The organism is Bacillus sp. Y3, assembly GCF_008123875.1.
In the GTDB taxonomy this organism is placed as follows: Bacteria; Bacillota; Bacilli; order Bacillales; family Bacillaceae; genus Bacillus; species Bacillus altitudinis.
Genome location: NZ_VSSC01000003.1, coordinates 467,451 through 485,914 on the forward strand (window position 1 = coordinate 467,451; position 18,464 = coordinate 485,914).

The window sequence follows — 18,464 nt, forward strand, 5'->3', positions numbered from 1 at the left end:
AAAAAGGATTGATATGAACAAAAACATATCATAAGATAGAATAGTAATAAAAAGACAAAAAAGGGAGGAATTTGATATGACAGAAACAAGAAATGAAATCAAACTACATGTTCTTTTTGGTGCTTTAGCAGTAGGATTCCTTATGCTAGCTCTTTTTTCCTTCTCGCTACAAGTACTGCCAGTTGCTGATCTAGCAAAAGAATTTGGTATTCCAGGCAGTGTTGCCGCTGTGGTTCTTAATGTGGTTGAAGCGGGTGGAGCTGTCACTACAATTGTCTCCATTTTAACTGCTGTAGGTTCAGGCGGTCTTTCTCTTATTGCTGCGGCTGGTAAAGAGACAATTCGTCAATACCTTAAAAACGAAATTAAGAAAAAAGGCCGTAAAGCCGTTATCGCTTGGTAATTTATTTAACGACTCAATAGAAGGAGACTCTGTTCTCCTTCTATTTAAATTTTTGTGCAGGTGAGAAGATGTTATATCCATTATTATCACTACTTCTATCCATTAGACTGGAGCAACAGTATTCTAATATCGCTCAGTTCGTTATACGAAAAATTCCATTTCTCAAGTCGTTTTCTTCAAAACAGTACATATTTTTTTCTTGTATTCTTGATATCATATTCGGATGCATGATTGTATTCGTGATTTCTTCATTTCTTTACTCCCCCGTCTATCAAATAGAATGGGAAAGTGCTTTTGTGATGTTTTTATTTTTATATTCTATCGTCAAAGGAATTGAATCTTATAGAAGAACTCATCTTCTTCCTTTTAAAGAATTGATACAGCTAGCACCTGTTTCCTCTAGACAACTTTTTCAAACGCTTCTGTTTTCTGAATTGATTTGGCTTGTGTTTACGAGTTTGAGCACTTATTTGATCTATTTTTTGTTCCAATATAATATTGTTCAAACACACGATCTGGCATTCTGGTTAAAACATGTCAATGTGATGCTGACAAGTATCTTCCTATTTATCATCAGCAATAAGATATTCGGTGCTTATATCTATAACATCGTCGTGAAAAAAATCGGAGCTATTCGTGTCCTCTTTTTTGCAAGCATCGCTTTGCTTTTTTTCTTATTCGGAAGGGTTCTCATATTAAACATCATTTTCCCTTTTTATCACACCTTCCAAAAACTTTTTCAATCGATCTCATCGCTTGCAGAGGATTCGTTTTGGATCACTCTTTCAAACAAGCTGATCTCTTTATATCAACATGATCTTCAGCAAATGCATCATGCTTTATTTTCAGATGGCTCTGTTTTTCTACAATTTCAAGCCCTTTTTAATTCACCTATTACATTGATTGTTGTGATACTAGGTAGTGCGCTTGTCATGAGAAGTCCTGTTCGATGGATTCCAACGGAAAAAGATCAAGACCAAAGCTCAAAGCATTTTCGGGATTTATTTTATTGGTACTTTCAAGTACTGCATAAAATTCAGGGTTCGCTGTTTAGACAAAATGTGTTGATCCAAAAAGACATCAAGCTGCTGAAAGAAAAAAGGTGGCTCTTATCTAAAGAATTTTTTAATTATATGTTCATGTCATATGAAGCCTTCTTTTATATTGGTGTTTTTACCGGATTGATCTCGATCATCGATCATCAAGCCTTGCAAATTCAGCTGCTATTCACACTCAATATTATGATACTAGCGAATCAATCTTATGAGATGAGAATGCTGACACCTTCTATTTTTGCTTTAAGTGCTGAAAAAAAGAACATTTGGCTTTACGAGCTTTCTCAAATATCTCTATTGCAATTTTTCTTATCAAAAATCCAGTTATTTTATTGTTTATTTTCCATACCAGCACTCTGTTTACTATTCATTAATCTATCTATCATGACTGTGTATCAACTGTTTCATGTTCAGATGCTCATTCAACTGGTGGCATTAGGGATTGGCTTTTTCATTTTTCCTTTAATCCAACTGTACTTGTTTCCATTCACAACGAAATTCAATTTTATTCATGAGCATGAAATAGGCACAACAAATGAGGAACTAGAGATCATCGATAAAGGTCAGGCATTTGCCAGAAACTTTCTTGTGCTGCCTTTTATGTACTATTTAATTTTGACCTCTTTTCTCCCTATATTGCAGCAATCCTCAGGGCTCGTAAACGTGCTGTTCGCTATATATTTTGCGATCGTTTCAGTGATTTGCTGGATATTATGCCGCAAGACCATTTATAAAGGAATTGATTATGTTGAAAAAAATAAGATATTTTCTATCGGAGAATAGATTGATTCTACGTCTCGGCTATCTTTACGCCGGTGTATTTATTGCAGCTTTGCTCATTGGAAGTCTCCTTCCTTATGATCAGATTCCTTATTTAAAAAAGGATGAAGACATGTTTTTTCTCTCTATTTTTTCAAATAATTTACAGGTTGGGCTTGCCATTCTAGGTATCGGGGCTTTTACTGGCGGCATTATGTCTGCTGGCATTCTTTTTTATAATGGCTATATCATTGGAAAACTCATTCAGTTTTTGATAGCTCAGCATGAAGTGAAGCAGTTATTCACTGGCCTCATGCCACATGCTTTTGTTGAGGTTCTTGGTTTGATCCTATTTTCAATCGTCAGTGCTTTTCCATTTATTTATCTTTACCGGTTTATGAAAGGTAAGTCCATTGATGTAAGAAAGCTGACTCGGACTGTGATTCAGTTAATCTTTTCCGCTGTAGTGCTCTTGTTGATTGCCTCTCTTTTAGAGGAATATGTCAGCCATGTACATCTATCTTAGAAGAAAGGAGAATGTGGTTCTATGGAGCTACTTCTACGCCCTAAGCAATTTTTTAACCAACATCAATCAACCAAAACCGTTATAGGCTTAGTCTTACTATCTTTATTTGTTTCAACTGTTTTTTTAACATTTTTCATTATTGATTTGTTAGTAGAAGAGCCTTTATCTGCTGGAAAACAATTAGCCAGCATTGTGTTTATCTTTTTACTGACAATCCCACTTTATTTCATACTGAATTTTCTCGGTACTGTCGTGACTTCGATTTATATGTACTTTTTTCATAAAACGTTTATTTTGCGCAAAATGTATTTTGTCATCTTGCTTTATAATGCGTTGCTTCTATTAGTGAATAGCGCAGCGATCTATTGTGTGATGGTACTCGATTTAGATCATTATTTTATCATCATCCAAGCGGTTTCTTTTTTGATCAACTTGTACCTTTTACGCATCCTATATGATGGGATCATTTATTATGCTGAAGGATCAAAAAAAGCCGCCCTTGCGACCGTCATCTTGTATATGCTGGTGACCATTGTTTTTGTTATTGGAGGATTTATCAATGGCTAGTTTGCAAGTGTCTCAGCTATCTTTTCGTTATGAAACAACTGAAGAAAGCTCTCCCCTCCTTGATCAAGTATCCTTTCATCTGAAAGAAGGTGATCGTGCTTGTATTATCGGGAAAAACGGCAGCGGTAAATCGACACTTTTAAAGATCATCGCAGGTCTGCTTCCTTCAGTATCCGAAACGGTTTTACTCAACGAACAGCATCATCCTGGGTCAGCTCTTTATAAAGGGTTGGTCGCGTACATCCCAGATAAGCCTTTGGTTTATGATGCGCTGACTGGTATCGAGCATATGAATCTTATACAGTCGCTATGGAAAATGAATCAGTCAGAAAAAGAGGTATACAAAAAGACCTTTCTCTCGCTTTGTGATGTATTTGATTTAACTCATGCACTTAAGATGCCTGTCAAACAATATTCACTAGGTATGAGATATAAGCTTTTCTTTAATTGTATGGCGGCCAGATCACCAGAGCTAATCATTCTTGATGAACCTTTTACATCTCTTGATGAGGCATCTCAAATGCAGTCTATTTCTTTATTAAAAGAAGAATTCTCTGATCAATGTGTTTTATTTACAAGCCATCAGCGCTACCTTTATTCAGAATTAGGAAATCGTTTTTTCGAGCTTGATCACGGACAACTAAATGAAATAGAGCGTTGAACATACAAAAGGCATCCCATCACAGGATGCCTCACTTCTTTTTACCATTAAACTACCACTTACAGCGTTTGACCGGGCGGCAGCAAGGATTCTTGATATCACTGCCACAGTCATATTCTTCCACAATATACTCATTTCGAGTAGATTGCGTCACAGGGTAGTAGTTTTCAATTCTTTTGATGTTTTTATTGACGTTTGTGATATGAGTAGGATGAATCTTTCTGATCGTTTGTTCATTTGTTGTCGTGTTGACAATTTGACGTGTAGGGGATACAACCGTTTCAACTTCTCCATGATTCCCCCTGCGAGGTCCAAAGAAAAAATTGTCTAATCGATTCCGGCTCATCTCAACACCCCTTCAAGTTGTCTTTCACTTACACTCTATCTTATGTCAGAGGTACGATTAGTGATTAGATGCTTGTCTATTTTTGATAAAATCCGCTGGTGATCTAGTAGTCTCTTTCTTTACAATAGGACAATTTTAACATATTATACAAATGATCTCTTGTGAAGGAAAGGACATTCATTGATGAAAACAAGACATAAGCTTTTTTCATTTTTCATCCTGCTCGTCGTGATCATCACCCTTCCCTTGCTGTCGCCTATGGTTTTTACAAATGCGACTGAAAGAGGAGCGATACGGCATGCCATTTATCAAGAAGGCTACCCTTACCAAAGCTATTTTGCTATTTTGCAAAAAAAGGACGGTGTAGACCCTCAATATGGTCAGCTGTATGATGTGTATTGGCAGGCTTGGAAAAGTGAGACGGGAATGACGCCTTCCGTCTGTTATTCAAAAAAGATAGAAGACCATGAATTTAAGGTCAGCTGCGGAACTGCACCGTAACATTTTTCAATAACTTTAAAATAAGAGGTGAACGATTTGATCAACACAACACAAACCATCGAACGAAACAAACTGGACATTGCACTTGAACTGACGCAATTGCACTTGAATCGATATGAAGCAAATCATCCTGATCAGCTGAGTGAAATTTATGCGAAATATTATGCGCTTCTTGAAGTGCTGGACGTATCCTCATCTGATCAATTAATGGATTTACTGCCAGATGAACTGAAACAAATACTTGATTAAAAAAACCCTCTATCCACACAGGATAGAGGGTTCAGGTTGTTGACAAAGGGCTAAAATGAACTTGATTTTAGCCCTTTGTCTTCTTTTCAGCGTGATAGAAAACCTTTGAATTCTAGGAAGGACGAGTACCGGCGCGGAGCAAATTTGACATTCGTGAGCACTGGCACGAAGGACTGACACCGAATGCGAGGGTTTGTCTACACGCTGAAACCATCTATCCACACAGGATAGATGGTTTCCTTTAGACACGTGCAGCCATATCGGTTTCGATTTGTTCTAAGCTTCTTCCTTTTGTTTCGACTAATACAAAGCGCGTGAACAACAGGCCAATTAAGCAGATGACCCCAAATGAGGAGAAAATCACGCCAAAGCTGAATTGGTCAGCCAAGATAGGGAACACAAGGCCAACTGCTAATGATCCCGTCCAGTTAAAGGCAGAGGAAATGCCCGCTCCAATGCCCCTTACAGAAAGTGGGAAAATTTCACCAATAATAATCCATGTGATCGGTGCCCATGAGAAGGCATAGCACAAAATAAAGCAGCAAAGTGAAATCAATGTGACCCAGTTTAATATGCCTTCACTCACTCCGAGCGCACCTAATGCCGCTGGTGCAAAGAAAGACAGGGCCATCCCCGTTCCCCCAACTGTGAGAATCGTTCGGCGGTCGAACCGGTCGACGAATTGTAAAAAGATCACGGTCGTCACAACAAATATGACTCCAACAATGACGGTAAAACCTGCGGCAACTTGCGGAGCAAGACCTACATTTCTTGCGATACTCGTTGCATAATACACAATGGAGTTCGCACCCTGTATTTGCTGGAGTGTCGCCATTCCGACCCCAATAAAGAGAGCCATACGGAATTTCTTTTGAAATAATTCACGAATGCCTGAGCGTTCTTCTTTTGCTACTTCTAAAATTTCTTGCATTTCTGCTTCAATCTCTTCACGTGAGGAACGAAGTGATCCTAATACTTCACGTGCCTTATGAGCCATTCCGTGTTTAATTAAATATCTAGGAGATTCAGGAAGTTTCAGCATGCCAATATAAAGCACGATCGCAAATAAAGCAGCACTTCCCAGCATCCAGCGCCAGCTGTCTGGAATTGGTTCAAACACAAATGCGACGATATAGCTAAGCAATAATCCACTCACAATCATCAGCTGATTCAGGCCGGACAATTTCCCGCGAATTTTGGCCGGAGCGATTTCAGACATGTAAGCAGGCACGAGCGATGAGGCTGTCCCTACAGCTGTTCCTAAGAAAATCCGGGCAATGGTTAATGAGATTTCTTCTGGTGCAATGGCTGAGCCAAGCGCACCGACAAAAAAGATAATTGATGACACCAAAATGAGCTTTCTGCGGCCAAACTTATCCCCCATTAGACCGCTTAAAATGGAACCAATGATTGCCCCGCCCATTAGTGAAGAGACGACGATGCCAAGCCATAACGGGCTGAGCTGAAATTCTTCCTGAATGTGCCCTTCCGCCCCTGCGATAATACCAATATCATATCCAAATAAGATGCCTGCAAAGGACCCGAAAAAGAAGATAAATTTACTTGATACTTTTTTCTCCAAGTGGATGACCCCCCTCACTTAATAAACCGCTTTCATTTCTCCCTGCCATTCTACCGTTCACAGTAGAATGCATTTCACCCTTCTTTATAAAACCACATATTCTGCATTCACAAGCTTTGCAAAATGAACAATTTGATCAACCGTTAAATTGAGAGATACGACTGTATGATGACCTCCGCCGTGCTTAATCCATGCTTTGACGCCATCTTGAAAGTTCGGTTTGATTTTCCAGAGGACTCGTGCCACCGGTAAATGTGGTGCTGCTTCCTGCGGCTCAAAGGCTTCCACTTCTTGAATCAGCCATTTGAAATGTGTTCCAAAATCAGCAATGGAGACAACAACGCCCTCGCCTGCTTTTCCATCAAACACAAGACGTGCTGGGTCTTCTCGGTTTCCAATGCCTAGCGGAGACACGATAATGACAGGTTTTGTATGTGCAAGCGCTGGATCTACTTCTAGCATATGAGATTGGAGCACTGCTTCCTGACCAGAGGTCATTTCATATGTGTAATCTTCCATAAAACCAGTCGATTGATGATGACTCATCACCTTTAATAAACGATCCAGTGCGGCGGTTTTCCAATCGCCTTCACCGGCAAAGCCATACCCCTTTGCCATGAGGCGCTGAACAGCTAAACCCGGAAGCTGCTTCATGCCATGTAAATCTTCAAAGTTTGTCGTAAAGGCATTGTAGCCACCTTCATCTAAGAAACGTTTGATGGCAATTTCATATCTTGCTTGCACTTTTACACTTTGTTCCCATTCTTCTGCCGAATAGCTCCCATAATCCACGTCATATAACGTTAAGTACTCAGCAAATAGAGCATCAACTTCTGCTTCCTCCACGGCATTTACATAATTAACAAGGTCGCCAATTCCAAAGTAATCAACGGTCCAGCCCAGCTGGATCTGCGCTTCAATTTTATCTCCTTCTGTCACCGCAACGTGGCGCATATTGTCACCAAACCGGGCCACTTTGATCTGGAAGCTCTCATGATAGGCAGCCGCAACGTCCATCCAATCAGCGATTTGCTGCTTCACCTCCTGCTTCGACCAATGACCTGCAACGATTTGGTTTTGCTTATTTAAACGTGCATTGATATAGCCGTACTCTCTGTCTCCATGTGCCGATTGATGGAGATTCATATAGTCCATATCAATCGTGTCCCACGGAATGTTTTCATAGTATTGCGTGACGAGATGCAAAAGAGGCTTTTGCAAAAGAGACGTACCACGTATCCACATTTTTGCTGGAGAAAACGTATGCATCCAAGTCATCACACCGATGACCTCATCACGATAGTTGACCTCTTTCATCAGCTGTGTGATTTGATCCGCACTAACCGCCAGTTCCTGCAGGATAATTGGATAAGGCAGCAAACCGCTCTCATTTAAGGCATCTGTTATCTTTTGCGCATCTGCCTTCACTTGCTTCAGTGCCTCGTCCCCATATAAGTGCTGTGAACCGACGACAAACCAACATTCTTTCTTCTGACTTGTTAACATAGAAATCCCTCTTTTCTTTATCTTGAAGGTTTTTGTCCGTAATACGCATGTGTTCCATGCTTTCTTAAATAATGTTTATCTAAAATCACCTGCGGAAGAGGCTCCGCATATTCGTTCAATTGCTTTGCAAACAGGTTCATTTTCGCTACTTCATCTAAAATGACACTGTTCATTACCGCACTTTTTGCATCTTTTCCCCACGTAAAGGGCCCATGACCTTGTAGCAAAATACCAGGAACCGCCATGACATCTATCTGTCTTTTCTCAAACGTTTCAATGATCAGGTGTCCTGTTTCCACCTCATACCCGCGATTCACCTCTTCTTCTGTGAGAAATCGAGCGCACGGAACAGGTCCGTAAAATGTATCTGCATGTGTTGTGCCCATTGCTGGTAAATCAAGTCCAGCTTGCGCCCATACCGTTGCCCACATTGAATGGCTATGTGAAATGCCGCCAATTTCCTCAAAGTGTTTGTAAAGAACAGCATGTGTGGCAGTATCGGAAGAAGGATTGAATTCCCCCTCGACCACTTGACCGTCAAAATCGACCACGACCATGTCTTTTGCTGATAATTTGTCATACGCTATGCCGCTTGGCTTAATGACAAACAGTCCACTGTCACGATCGCACGCACTGACATTGCCCCATGTAAATTTCACAAGTCCGTACTTTGGCAGATCTAGATTCGCTTGAAACACTTCTTCTTTTAACCGCTCTAACATACAGGTGCCGCTCCTTTCTGTGGCGTCAAATGTTCTACTGCTACTTTTTCTATCGGGAGTCCTTCTTGATAGCGCTTTATAAATGCCTCAAAACCTTTAACATCCAGTGGATCAGGATCAATAAGCTCTTCTAATGTATGGGCAAATACTTGATGCTTGAGGAAATGGCTCAGTGTTTGCTGCTGGTGATTGATCATATATGAAGCAAGGACCGCCATCCCAAACGCGCCGCCTTCTCCCGCCGTTGATACGACGGATACAGGTGTCCCGAGTGCAGCAGCGACCATTTTTTGCCCAACTACTGGTGTTTTAAATAAACCGCCATGTCCTAGTAAACGATCAATCTTGACTTGTTCATGTGCTTTTAACCGATCCATCCCGATTTTCATTGCGCCAAATGCAGAGAAGAGATGCGTCCGAATGAAATTAGCAAGTGTAAACCGGCTTTGAGGAGATCTAACAAAAAGAGGTCTTCCTTCTTTTAGTCTCGTAATATTTTCACCAGAATAATAGCCATAGCTTAAAAGCCCGCCCCCATCATGATCTGCTTCTAAAGCTTGATTTAATAGGTTTTCGTATAATCTTTCTGTTTCAACTGGCTGCCCCATTGCTTCAAACGCTTCTCTGAATAGATTCATCCAAGCGTTGAGGTCACTTGTACAATTGTTGGCATGAACCATCGCGACTGGCAGGCCATCTGGTGTCGTGACAAGATCCACTTCTGGGTACACACCTTTTAGATGATGCTCTAACACAATCATGGCAAATACAGATGTCCCAACTGAAATATTCCCAGTTCTCTTTTCCACACTGTTTGTTGCGACCATTCCCGTTCCTGCATCACCCTCTGGTGGGCAAAAAGGGATACCTGGCTGCAACTGTTTACCTTGGTCTAAAATCGCTGCTCCAGCTGCTGTTAACACACCAGCTTCTTCGCCTGCTAAATAGATGCGCGGCAAAAGATGACGTAGCTTCCACAGGTAGCCTTTTTCTGCAATCAATGCTTCAAACTGATGAAGCATCACTTCGTTGTAATCCTTCGTTTTTTCATCAATGGGGAACATTCCCGACGCATCGCCAATTCCGATGGCCTGCTTCCCTGTTAGCAGCCAGTGAATGTAGCCTGACAAAGTGGTCACATACTCTAACCGGGACAGATGTTTTTCCTCTCCTAATATCGCTTGATATAAGTGAGCGATGCTCCATCTTTCTGGAATATGAAATTGGAATACATCTGTTAGCTTTTGACTCGCCTCGGTCGTTGTTCCATTCCGCCACGTTCGAAACGGGACGAGGACTTCTCCTGTATGATGACAGGCAACATAGCCATGCATCATCGCAGATATCCCGATGGAGCCAATGGTTTGAATCGTCACCCCATACAATTGTGCAGCCTGTTCTTTCATCTGACGGTATGCCACTTGAAGACCTGTAATGATCTCAATTAAGTTGTACGTCCATATTCCTTCTTGAAGAGAACTTTCCCATTCAAATGCACCTTGCGCAATTGGCTGAAACTCTTCATCTATTAAAATCGCTTTAATTCGTGTGGAACCAAATTCAATGCCCAAAGATGTCCGTCCTTCTCTAATGGCTTTGGCCGTCTTTTCACGATTCATTTTGTTCACCTCCAAGATGATAGCGGTTTCAAATATCTTTTTTGTTTGATTCATCTTTACCTGTGCACAAAAACAATATAATATTTGTCCGTACATATGTCAATAATAAATATAGTTGTGCATACACAATTAGACAAAAACTTTCATATTCTCTAAGGAACAGACGATAGACACTGTAAGCGCCTGTTTTTGATTAAGCAACCATGTTAGAATATGTCCATACAAGTTCTTCTCAACCCGAGTAGAGGATCAACTGTGAAAGAAGTGAAACGATGAAAAAGAAGTACCAGATCATTATGGATGATATAAAAAGCAAAATACTGACAGGGGATTACCGGATCGGGGAGCGTATTCCAACCGAATCAAGCTTACAAGAGATGTATCAAGTAAGCAGACATACGGTGCGAAAAGCCATCTTAGAATTATCAAGTGAAGGTTTTTTACGAAGCGAAAAAGGCTCAGGCACATTTGTCACCAATCAATATCAAACAAAACCTGCTGGACATGCTCATATGAAAACGATTGGCGTCATCACCACATACATATCCGATTACATTTTCCCGTCGATCATTCGGGGCATCGAAAGCCGATTAAATGAAGAGAACTATTCTTTGTTACTGGCGAGTACAAATAACGATGTGGAGCAGGAGAAAAAAGCGCTTGAAATGATGTTGTCCTTTGGTGTGGACGGATTAATTGTCGAACCGACAAAAAGCAATTTATATAATCCAAACATTTCGTACTACCTATCCTTTAAAGAGCAGGGTGTCCCGCTTATTATGATCAATGCCTACTATGAGCAGTTAGAGGTCCCCTTCCTTTGTTTGGATGATGTAAAGTCCAGCTATTTAGCGACAAAGGAACTGATCACCTCTGGGCATCAGCACATTGGACTGATTTCAAAAACAGATGATTTACAAGGAAAATATCGAATGAAAGGCTATATTCAGGCACTCGGTGAAGCGAAGCTCAATTTCCTACCAGAGCATGTCCTTTTTTTCGATACAGAATCGAAGCAGTATTTGGGGGATCATATCAAAACCTTTTTACAAGCACACCAGCATGAGCTGACCGCCCTTGTTTGCTATAACGATGAAGTCGGGTTAGAAGTAGCAAATGTATGTAGTGAAATGGGTTTATCTATTCCAGATGATCTTTCCATTATTGGACAGGATAACTCGTATATTGCCCAAAAAAATGCCCATGTGAAACTGACAACGCTGACACACCCTCAAGAGCAAATGGGACGAGATGCGGCAGACTGGATGATTAAAAAAGTACAAGGGAAAAAGAATCTCCCTGATCAAACATTTTATGAGCCTGAACTCGTTCCTGGTGAAACGATTAAAGAGCTAAACGTAAGAAAAAATGAGCCCTCTTCATAGAAGGCTCATTTGACTTTAGGCTCCTGTTCAAGCATATTCATCACATCATAGGCAATTCGGTCGGGAGAGTCTTGCGTGATACGATTGCGATAGTTAGACAAGACGACCACTCCTGTTTTTGAATGCGGGCGGAAGCCCATGAAGCTGGAGAAACCAGAAGTTGCACCATTATGGCAAATCAATCCCGTATCATCTATGACCCACCCGAGTCCCATTGACATGTTTTTCCATATCTTCACCTTTGGCTCGTGGGTCATTTTCCATGGAGAAGCGGCGTCTGCACTCATGTGTGCAGAGAGAAATGAAAGCAAATCAGTGACCGTCGACCGAATCGCACCAGCCCCTTGATAGTCATGCATCTGAAGCGGAGGAACCTCTTTTCCATTCTCTTGATGACCGAGGATCATCTTCTCTTTGACGTCCTCCTTGATCGTAATAAAGGTGTTCGATAGTTTCAGCTCATCCACGATATATTCAGTCAGCAGCTCTTCATATGTTTTGTGAAGAGACCATCCCATGATCAACCCGAGGAGTCCCATCCCTACATTGGAGTAACGAGATGGGTATTCTTTTCGCTCATTCCATTTTTTCGAGTGTAACAATTTCATTAATTCATCAAGGGAGTATTGACAGTACATATCTCTTCTCACTTTTGGAAGGAACCTTAGTTGTAAATCTCTGAGAAAACGATATGAAGGAAGTCCAGACGTATGGATTGCCAGCTGTTCTATTTGAATGGGGTGATTCTTTCTTATTTCAGGACAATACAGTGAAATGGAATCGTCTAGCTTCATCTGCCCTTTTTGAATCATGCTTGCCAATATACTTGTCGTAAAGACTTTTGAAATAGAGCCGATTTCAAAAATGACCTCCTCAGGCTGGACGCGCTGCCGTATGGGGTGATCTCCGAAATGAAAAACGTGTCTTTCTCCTTGATGAATCAGTCCGATCACAAGCAGTGCCTGTTTCTTTTTCTCCGTATAAGAAGAGGCAATTCGCTGTACTTCTTGTTTGAGCATCATCAATGGATCATCATCCTTCCCCTTCATTTTGATCTACAATCAATTGATCAAGCTTTGTATAAATGGATGTCAATGTGTTGATCTCTTCGAGGCTTAATTTTGAATAGTATTTTTCAATGATCGCAAGTTCTATCTTTCTCATATTCTCCAAGTACGTCTTTGCCTTTTCAGAAAGTTCAACGTGCAATTCCCGACGATTTTGCGGGTTGATGCTGCGGCGAACCCATTCTTTTTTTTCAAGCGTGTTTAACAACTGGCTCACAGCGCTTTGGGTGATGCCTAGTTGCTGAGCAATTTGAATAGGTGAGCTTCCCCCTTTTCGCTCTACGAAATCAAGGACAATGTGCTGCTTATCAGTTAACTCATCTACAAATAACTCTTCAAACTCTAATCGGAGCTTTTGATGGATGCGCGCTTCGATTTGGTTTAATTCTTGAATCATCGTTGTTTTGGATGTCACTGTCATCACCTTCATAATTAAGATAACTTAAGTATAAAGGTGTATTAATTATTAATCAACAAAAATCCCTATCTTTTATCAAAGATAGGGAAAATGCCGATTATAATTCTTCTTTTGGCGAGGGCACTGCACATACGCCATCTGCACATGCTTCTTCAAATGAAGCATCAGCCGCTTTCTCCGTTTGCGCTGCCTCTTCTGTCCAAGCCGTTTCAAGTGCACGAAGGAACGTATCTGCTGGCTGTGCACCAGCAACCGAATATTGATCATTGATCAAGAAAAAAGGCACAGCAGAAATCCCGAGCTGTCTTGCTTCTTTTTCGTCTTCTCGCACATCGTCTGCAAATTCTTGCCCGTCTAGAACCTTTTGTACTTCGTTCTGATCAAGGCCTGCTTTTTCTGCGATATCTAAAAGGGTTTGACGATCACCAACATGCTTTCCATCTGTAAAATACGCTTGAAACAGCTCTCCCATGACGAGATCGCCTTTTCCCATTTTTCCAGCATATTGAGCGAGCTGGTGGGCATCAAAGGTGTTTGTTAAAACGAGTTGATTGAATTGAAAATCGATTCCTTTCTCCTTGCCCGCCTGTTTCACCTGTTCATTCATCGCGATGGCCCGGCTGCGGCTCATGCCATATTTTTTGACAAGCATATCATGCACATCATAATCCACTGCAACAGGTGCATTCGGATCAAGCTCAAAGCTTTTAAACTCTACTTCTACCTGTTCTTTATGAGGGAATTGCTCAAGCGCTGTTTCCAACTGTTTTTTTCCTATATAACAAAAAGGACAGGCGATATCTGACCAAATTTGCACTTTCATCTTCATCTTCCTTCCACTGCTTACGTTTTTTCTTTCAAGATGTAACTATTATAGTTACATCCATTCCTTTATGTCAAGTGGTCCTTCTTTTTAAGTTTCATGTATTAAAAAAACCTTTCCTTCAAAAAAGGAAAGGTTTTCATCACGGCTATTCTAAGTTCGCATGGTGACCGTACATTTTATGGGTGTCGAGCTCTTTCAATTCCATCAATCTCAAGATGACCGCATCGTACATAAGAAGCAAAGTTTGCTCAAATAATGAGCCCATCGGCTGAATCGTATGATGGTTTCCTTCATGTTGATCCTTTGGCGCACCTGACAGTAAGATGACTTCATCCGATAGATCAGCTATAGGTGACTCAGCTGAAAGTGTGAACGACGCCACGCTTCCGCCAATCGCCCTTGCCTTTTTCGCGAGCACAAGCAGCGTCTCTGTTCGGCCAGAACCGCTCCCTACAATCAATAAATCCTCAGATGTAAAAGCAGGCGTATTCGTTTCACCGATCACATAAGCTTCGAGACCAATATGCGTGAGTCTCATCGCAAACGATTTTCCCATCAAACCAGACCTGCCAGCCCCTGCGACGAAGACCTTTCGAGCCGCTAAAATGCTTTTGACAAGCTGCTCTCCTTGTTCGTCTTGAATCGCGGGCGAGTGCTCAGAAAGCTCGCTTAGAATCGCTCTCACATAGTCACTTGTTTTCATGATTGTGCAATCAACTGCTTCATTTGCGCAGCCACTTCTGCTTTATTGTCTTGGCTCGCTATGCCGCCGCCGACAATAATCAAATCTGGATTTAATTTGACGACTTCAGGCAATGTATCAAGCTTAATACCGCCTGCAATCGCTGTTTTCGCCTGTTTGACCACTTGTTTTATGGTCATGAGGTCAGCAAATGAGTTTTGACCAACCGCTTGCAGGTCATAGCCTGTGTGCACACAAATATAATCTACCCCAAGCTCATCAAGCTCTTTCGCGCGGCCGGCGATATCTTTGATCCCAATCATATCGACTAAAATTTGTTTCCCTCTTGCTTTTGCTTCCTTCACCGCTCCTTGGATAGACATATCTTCCGCCGCCGCAAGAATGGTGACGATATCCGCTCCAGCTTCAGATGCCTGCTGCACTTCATAACCAGCAGCATCCATAATTTTCAGATCGGCGAGTACACGTAAGTTTGGAAATGCCTGTTTGACTTCTTTGACGGCACGCAAGCCTTCGTTGATCACAACAGGTGTCCCAATTTCCACCACATCAATAGACGCTTCTACTTCTTTGATCAGCTCGATCGCTTCTGGTATATTCACTAAATCTAACGCTAATTGTAATTTCATCAACATTCACTCCTGTTTTATCATTTCATTTTCAAGAGCTCCGTGAATAGGGCTTCTTGAACGATGAAATGAGTATAACAACAGGATGGAAGCAATCCAAGTACGCACTTTTTTTTTACATACTATACTTTTTCGCATATGGTTACAAAAAAGACACTGTCTTTTCGACCAGTATCTAAACGTACTGACAAATCCTCGCATTCGGTGTCAAGTCTGTGTTGTGATGCCGCTCCAGTACTCGTCCTTCCTAAACTGCAAAGGTTTTCAAGTCACGCTGAAAAGAAAACAAAGAGCTAAAATAAAATGATTTTAGCTCTTTGTCTACATCCATCGTCTTTCTATTTATCATCCTTTAAAAAATTGCTGTCGAGATATTGTTTGCCCCAATCATACATCGCCTCTAAAATAGGCATTAAGCTTTCTCCGAGTTCTGTGAGAGAGTACTCAACCTTTGGCGGAACGACAGGATAAACCTCCCGATGCACAATATGATCTTCCTCTAATTCTCTTAGCTGATTGACAAGCATTCTTTGCGTAATCCCAGGCATTAACGACTTTAACTCACCAAACCGTTTTGTCCCTTCTCTGCCAAGGTGCCATAAGATCAGCATTTTCCACTTCCCGCCGATAATATTCAGCGTCAGCTCTTTTTCGCAATTGAACACTTTATTTTCCATACGTGATGACAACGACATACACTCCTTTGATCTCAAACCACTTTATCATATACTGCGGCAAAATGGATTGCCCTAGCATACAGTCTTTGTTATTGATTTTGTTTTTTGACGAAAGCCATCACAGCCTTTGTCATCTCTTGCGCTTCTTTTGGCGCTCTGTCAGATCCAAACCATTTATTTAAATCACTGTGGCTCAGCGAATGAACCCGAAACACAAAATTAGAGCCTTTCTCATGATTGAGTTTTTCTGCAAATCGGTACACTTCAGGATTTTCCCAGCCTGTGACCAAATAGACAGGAGGTACATTCTTTTGATTCATATAAGTGACAGGTGATGCCTTTGTCCAGTTTTCCTCTTGTTTGCCAAAGACTTTTTTGTACGATGGAATGGCTTGTATAAATTGATTGATGTTTAACGGCCCATCTAAAATCACGATAGAATTGATCGTTTTTGGCGACAGCCCCACATGTTTTAAGTAGGTCGAATCTGTGGCAACCAATGCCGTCAAATGACCGCCCGCTGAGTGTCCCATGACATTGATTTTTGACGAATCGATTTGATATTCATCTGCATGATCCTTGACCCACTTAATAGCATTCGCCGTATCATCTGCCATCTGCCCATAATTGGCATCAGGGTGAAGCCTGTAATTCATTGAAACAAACACATACCCTTGACCCGTAAAATAATCAGCCTTTGAAGCGACTCTATTCTTATCGCCGCCTGTCCAGCCGCCGCCATGGAGATAGATCATGACTGGATGCTTCTTCTTTTTGTCTTCATCTTTTCCCTTTGGCATATATATATCCAGTGTTTGCTGTTTGTTTTGTGTGTCTGCATAATGGATGTTTGTCGTCGGCTTAGGCTGGTTGAAACGGAACACAAAGAATGCGCATACCAATAAGCCAGCGATGACTGCCGCAAATAAAAGCCACTTCATCATTCGATTCAATGTCATTGCACCTTTCTGTGTTAGGATGGGGAAGCATGATTCGCACATATGTAGAGCGACTAGCCCGATTCATTTGATACGACTTGTATGACTTGAATCGTTTCACAATAAAAAGAAAAATACTGTTCTTCATAATCTTCGACAAAGTAATTCAAATATTCCCAGCCTCTATCCAAAAGTTGAATGTTCAAAAAAAGAGAGGAATCGTTTGTTAACTCCAAATCTTTGATTTGAACAGAAGAGACGTTGGTAAATTTCAGATGTATGTCTGCTTGCAGATTCGGGGAATCATATGGGATGTGTATTACAATACAGTTGATCAAGTCGTAATGTTCATTATACTCTTTAAAGTAGTGAAATTCATTGATTTGCTTTAGATGGTTGATATTGAAATTAGGGATTTGTTTCTGGATTTTTTCATTTAAAAACCATGTCATTGTTTGGCCTCCAAGAGGTTATTGTATAAGTGCAATGATTCGTTTTCTTGTTTCTTCATGGCATTGAACATAGGAATGCAATAAAGGATACGATTCAAGGATCTGTTGATATGATTTGATTTGGGGATATTGCTCTTCAAATGACTGACGTAGCACGTTTAACTGTTTTTTCGGTATTCGTTTATGATCGATCACATAACTTAGGCTACCTGCAACAAGTGAAAAAAATAAATAAAAGTCATCTGAACATATACCAGTTTCCTCTTCAAAAGAGACGATTTCATCTGGATAAGATGAATCTAATAAGTATTGATAACGTTGTTTTAAATCATCGAATAAACCTTGTTTATCACGGCTGATTCTCATGGATTTTCCCCAATCTCTCATTGTTTTTAATTCTTATTTAGATGCTAATGCGATCTTCCTATACACTGCAAATAAATTCTTGTGAATCGAAACATACGTTTTTCGATTCTATTGCGAGTAACATCCCATTGATGTTAAATAGAAAATTTGCATTTGAATCAAATTCTTCAAGAAGTACATTTTTAAGGTTCCCTATCCCATAAGGATGGTAACTGCATTCAAAAATTTGCCAATTCATCTCTTCTTGTATCAATTCTTCAAATCTATCATTACCTTCACCCCCATTATAATAAAGACTCGCCACATTCATAAATCGCAATTCATGATACCGAGCATCATTTATTTCACTTATACTAATGTTTATGACTAGTTCTTTACGAAAAAAATCAAATGAGAATGCCAGTACATCACAGACACCATCTAAATAATCGATCCATTTCTCTATACTGCTAAACATCTCATTCACTCCCCTAACGTATTCCCCTATTTTTTCAGAATGAACTCTAT

Annotated in this window: 23 protein-coding genes; 8 read left to right on the forward strand and 15 right to left on the reverse strand. The window is 40.7% G+C overall.

Features of this window, described 5'->3' with window-relative positions; all coding sequences use genetic code 11:
- Positions 1–76 precede the first annotated feature (76 nt).
- The 5 genes from FXF70_RS07495 to FXF70_RS07515 all read left to right on the forward strand — a co-directional run bounded on the left by FXF70_RS07495 (position 77) and on the right by FXF70_RS07515 (position 3,971).
- Positions 77–403 (forward strand): uberolysin/carnocyclin family circular bacteriocin, encoded by a 327-nt coding sequence (locus FXF70_RS07495; protein ID WP_017358050.1) that lies wholly within the window; start codon positions 77–79, stop codon positions 401–403.
- Positions 404–702: 299 nt separating this feature from the next.
- The gene (locus FXF70_RS07500) at positions 703–2,241 is read left to right on the forward strand and encodes a hypothetical protein (protein WP_262368815.1); all 1,539 of its coding nucleotides are present in this window, start codon (positions 703–705) and stop codon (positions 2,239–2,241) included.
- Position 2,242: 1 nt separating this feature from the next.
- A complete protein-coding gene (locus FXF70_RS07505; RefSeq protein ID WP_148780062.1) occupies positions 2,243–2,743 on the forward strand; it encodes a stage II sporulation protein M in 501 nt (166 codons plus the stop codon).
- A 21-nt stretch (positions 2,744–2,764) separates the two neighbouring features.
- Positions 2,765–3,310: a hypothetical protein gene (locus FXF70_RS07510; protein WP_148780063.1), complete on the forward strand. Its 546-nt coding sequence runs from the start codon at positions 2,765–2,767 to the stop codon at positions 3,308–3,310.
- The gene (locus tag FXF70_RS07515; RefSeq protein ID WP_008342557.1) at positions 3,303–3,971 is read left to right on the forward strand and encodes an ABC transporter ATP-binding protein; all 669 of its coding nucleotides are present in this window, start codon (positions 3,303–3,305) and stop codon (positions 3,969–3,971) included. Before FXF70_RS07510 ends, FXF70_RS07515 begins: the two co-directional genes overlap by 8 nt.
- Positions 3,972–4,023: 52 nt before the next feature.
- On the opposite strand, the gene FXF70_RS07520 is transcribed toward FXF70_RS07515, so the two are convergent.
- Complete coding sequence (locus FXF70_RS07520; protein WP_008342559.1) at positions 4,024–4,317, reverse strand: CotD family spore coat protein; 294 nt, start codon at positions 4,315–4,317, stop codon at positions 4,024–4,026.
- A gap of 183 nt (positions 4,318–4,500) precedes the next feature.
- Between FXF70_RS07520 and FXF70_RS07525 the strand changes: the two genes are divergently transcribed.
- A complete protein-coding gene (locus FXF70_RS07525; RefSeq protein ID WP_035391001.1) occupies positions 4,501–4,818 on the forward strand; it encodes a hypothetical protein in 318 nt (105 codons plus the stop codon).
- Between the two features lie 27 nt (positions 4,819–4,845).
- Entirely contained in the window at positions 4,846–5,067 is a 222-nt protein-coding gene (locus tag FXF70_RS07530; RefSeq protein ID WP_224558471.1) for a hypothetical protein, read from the forward strand.
- 241 nt (positions 5,068–5,308) lie between these two features.
- Here FXF70_RS07530 and FXF70_RS07540 read toward each other — a convergent pair whose 3' ends face one another.
- From FXF70_RS07540 to FXF70_RS07555, 4 genes are all read right to left on the reverse strand, one after another.
- Positions 5,309–6,649 carry a sugar porter family MFS transporter gene (locus FXF70_RS07540; protein ID WP_007501378.1) on the reverse strand — a complete coding sequence of 447 codons (1,341 nt, stop codon included), beginning with the start codon at positions 6,647–6,649 and terminating at the stop codon, positions 5,309–5,311.
- Positions 6,650–6,733: 84 nt separating this feature from the next.
- Positions 6,734–8,155, reverse strand: a complete 1,422-nt coding sequence (gene araA / locus FXF70_RS07545; RefSeq protein ID WP_148780064.1) for an L-arabinose isomerase — start codon at positions 8,153–8,155, stop codon at positions 6,734–6,736.
- A 17-nt stretch (positions 8,156–8,172) separates the two neighbouring features.
- On the reverse strand, positions 8,173–8,877 hold the full coding sequence (locus tag FXF70_RS07550; RefSeq protein ID WP_046527161.1) for an L-ribulose-5-phosphate 4-epimerase: 705 nt from the start codon (positions 8,875–8,877) through the stop codon (positions 8,173–8,175).
- Positions 8,871–10,496 (reverse strand): xylulokinase, encoded by a 1,626-nt coding sequence (locus FXF70_RS07555; RefSeq protein WP_144739904.1) that lies wholly within the window; start codon positions 10,494–10,496, stop codon positions 8,871–8,873. The genes FXF70_RS07550 and FXF70_RS07555 overlap by 7 nt, the downstream gene beginning before the upstream one ends.
- Positions 10,497–10,768: 272 nt before the next feature.
- Here FXF70_RS07555 and FXF70_RS07560 point away from each other — a divergent pair, with 272 nt between their 5' ends.
- On the forward strand, positions 10,769–11,881 hold the full coding sequence (locus FXF70_RS07560) for a GntR family transcriptional regulator (RefSeq protein WP_035702692.1): 1,113 nt from the start codon (positions 10,769–10,771) through the stop codon (positions 11,879–11,881).
- 5 nt (positions 11,882–11,886) lie between these two features.
- On the opposite strand, the gene FXF70_RS07565 is transcribed toward FXF70_RS07560, so the two are convergent.
- The 10 genes from FXF70_RS07565 to FXF70_RS07610 form a co-directional block, all read right to left on the reverse strand.
- On the reverse strand, positions 11,887–12,903 hold the full coding sequence (locus tag FXF70_RS07565; RefSeq protein WP_187424767.1) for a serine hydrolase domain-containing protein: 1,017 nt from the start codon (positions 12,901–12,903) through the stop codon (positions 11,887–11,889).
- A gap of 10 nt (positions 12,904–12,913) precedes the next feature.
- Positions 12,914–13,369 (reverse strand): MarR family winged helix-turn-helix transcriptional regulator, encoded by a 456-nt coding sequence (locus FXF70_RS07570; RefSeq protein WP_202394234.1) that lies wholly within the window; start codon positions 13,367–13,369, stop codon positions 12,914–12,916.
- A 94-nt stretch (positions 13,370–13,463) separates the two neighbouring features.
- Positions 13,464–14,189: a DsbA family oxidoreductase gene (locus FXF70_RS07575; RefSeq protein ID WP_148780066.1), complete on the reverse strand. Its 726-nt coding sequence runs from the start codon at positions 14,187–14,189 to the stop codon at positions 13,464–13,466.
- Between the two features lie 148 nt (positions 14,190–14,337).
- Positions 14,338–14,895: a 6-phospho-3-hexuloisomerase gene (gene hxlB, locus FXF70_RS07580; RefSeq protein WP_148780067.1), complete on the reverse strand. Its 558-nt coding sequence runs from the start codon at positions 14,893–14,895 to the stop codon at positions 14,338–14,340.
- Complete coding sequence (gene hxlA, locus FXF70_RS07585) at positions 14,892–15,524, reverse strand: 3-hexulose-6-phosphate synthase (protein WP_024718772.1); 633 nt, start codon at positions 15,522–15,524, stop codon at positions 14,892–14,894. Before hxlA ends, hxlB begins: the two co-directional genes overlap by 4 nt.
- Positions 15,525–15,862: 338 nt before the next feature.
- Positions 15,863–16,219, reverse strand: a complete 357-nt coding sequence (gene hxlR, locus FXF70_RS07590) for a transcriptional activator HxlR (protein ID WP_012010675.1) — start codon at positions 16,217–16,219, stop codon at positions 15,863–15,865.
- A gap of 71 nt (positions 16,220–16,290) precedes the next feature.
- Positions 16,291–17,160 carry an alpha/beta hydrolase gene (locus FXF70_RS07595; protein ID WP_148780068.1) on the reverse strand — a complete coding sequence of 290 codons (870 nt, stop codon included), beginning with the start codon at positions 17,158–17,160 and terminating at the stop codon, positions 16,291–16,293.
- A gap of 53 nt (positions 17,161–17,213) precedes the next feature.
- The gene (locus FXF70_RS07600; RefSeq protein WP_035702675.1) at positions 17,214–17,591 is read right to left on the reverse strand and encodes a hypothetical protein; all 378 of its coding nucleotides are present in this window, start codon (positions 17,589–17,591) and stop codon (positions 17,214–17,216) included.
- 18 nt (positions 17,592–17,609) lie between these two features.
- Complete coding sequence (locus FXF70_RS07605) at positions 17,610–17,957, reverse strand: YxiJ family protein (protein ID WP_148780069.1); 348 nt, start codon at positions 17,955–17,957, stop codon at positions 17,610–17,612.
- 58 nt (positions 17,958–18,015) lie between these two features.
- The gene (locus tag FXF70_RS07610; protein ID WP_148780070.1) at positions 18,016–18,414 is read right to left on the reverse strand and encodes a YxiG family protein; all 399 of its coding nucleotides are present in this window, start codon (positions 18,412–18,414) and stop codon (positions 18,016–18,018) included.
- Positions 18,415–18,464 lie beyond the last annotated feature (50 nt).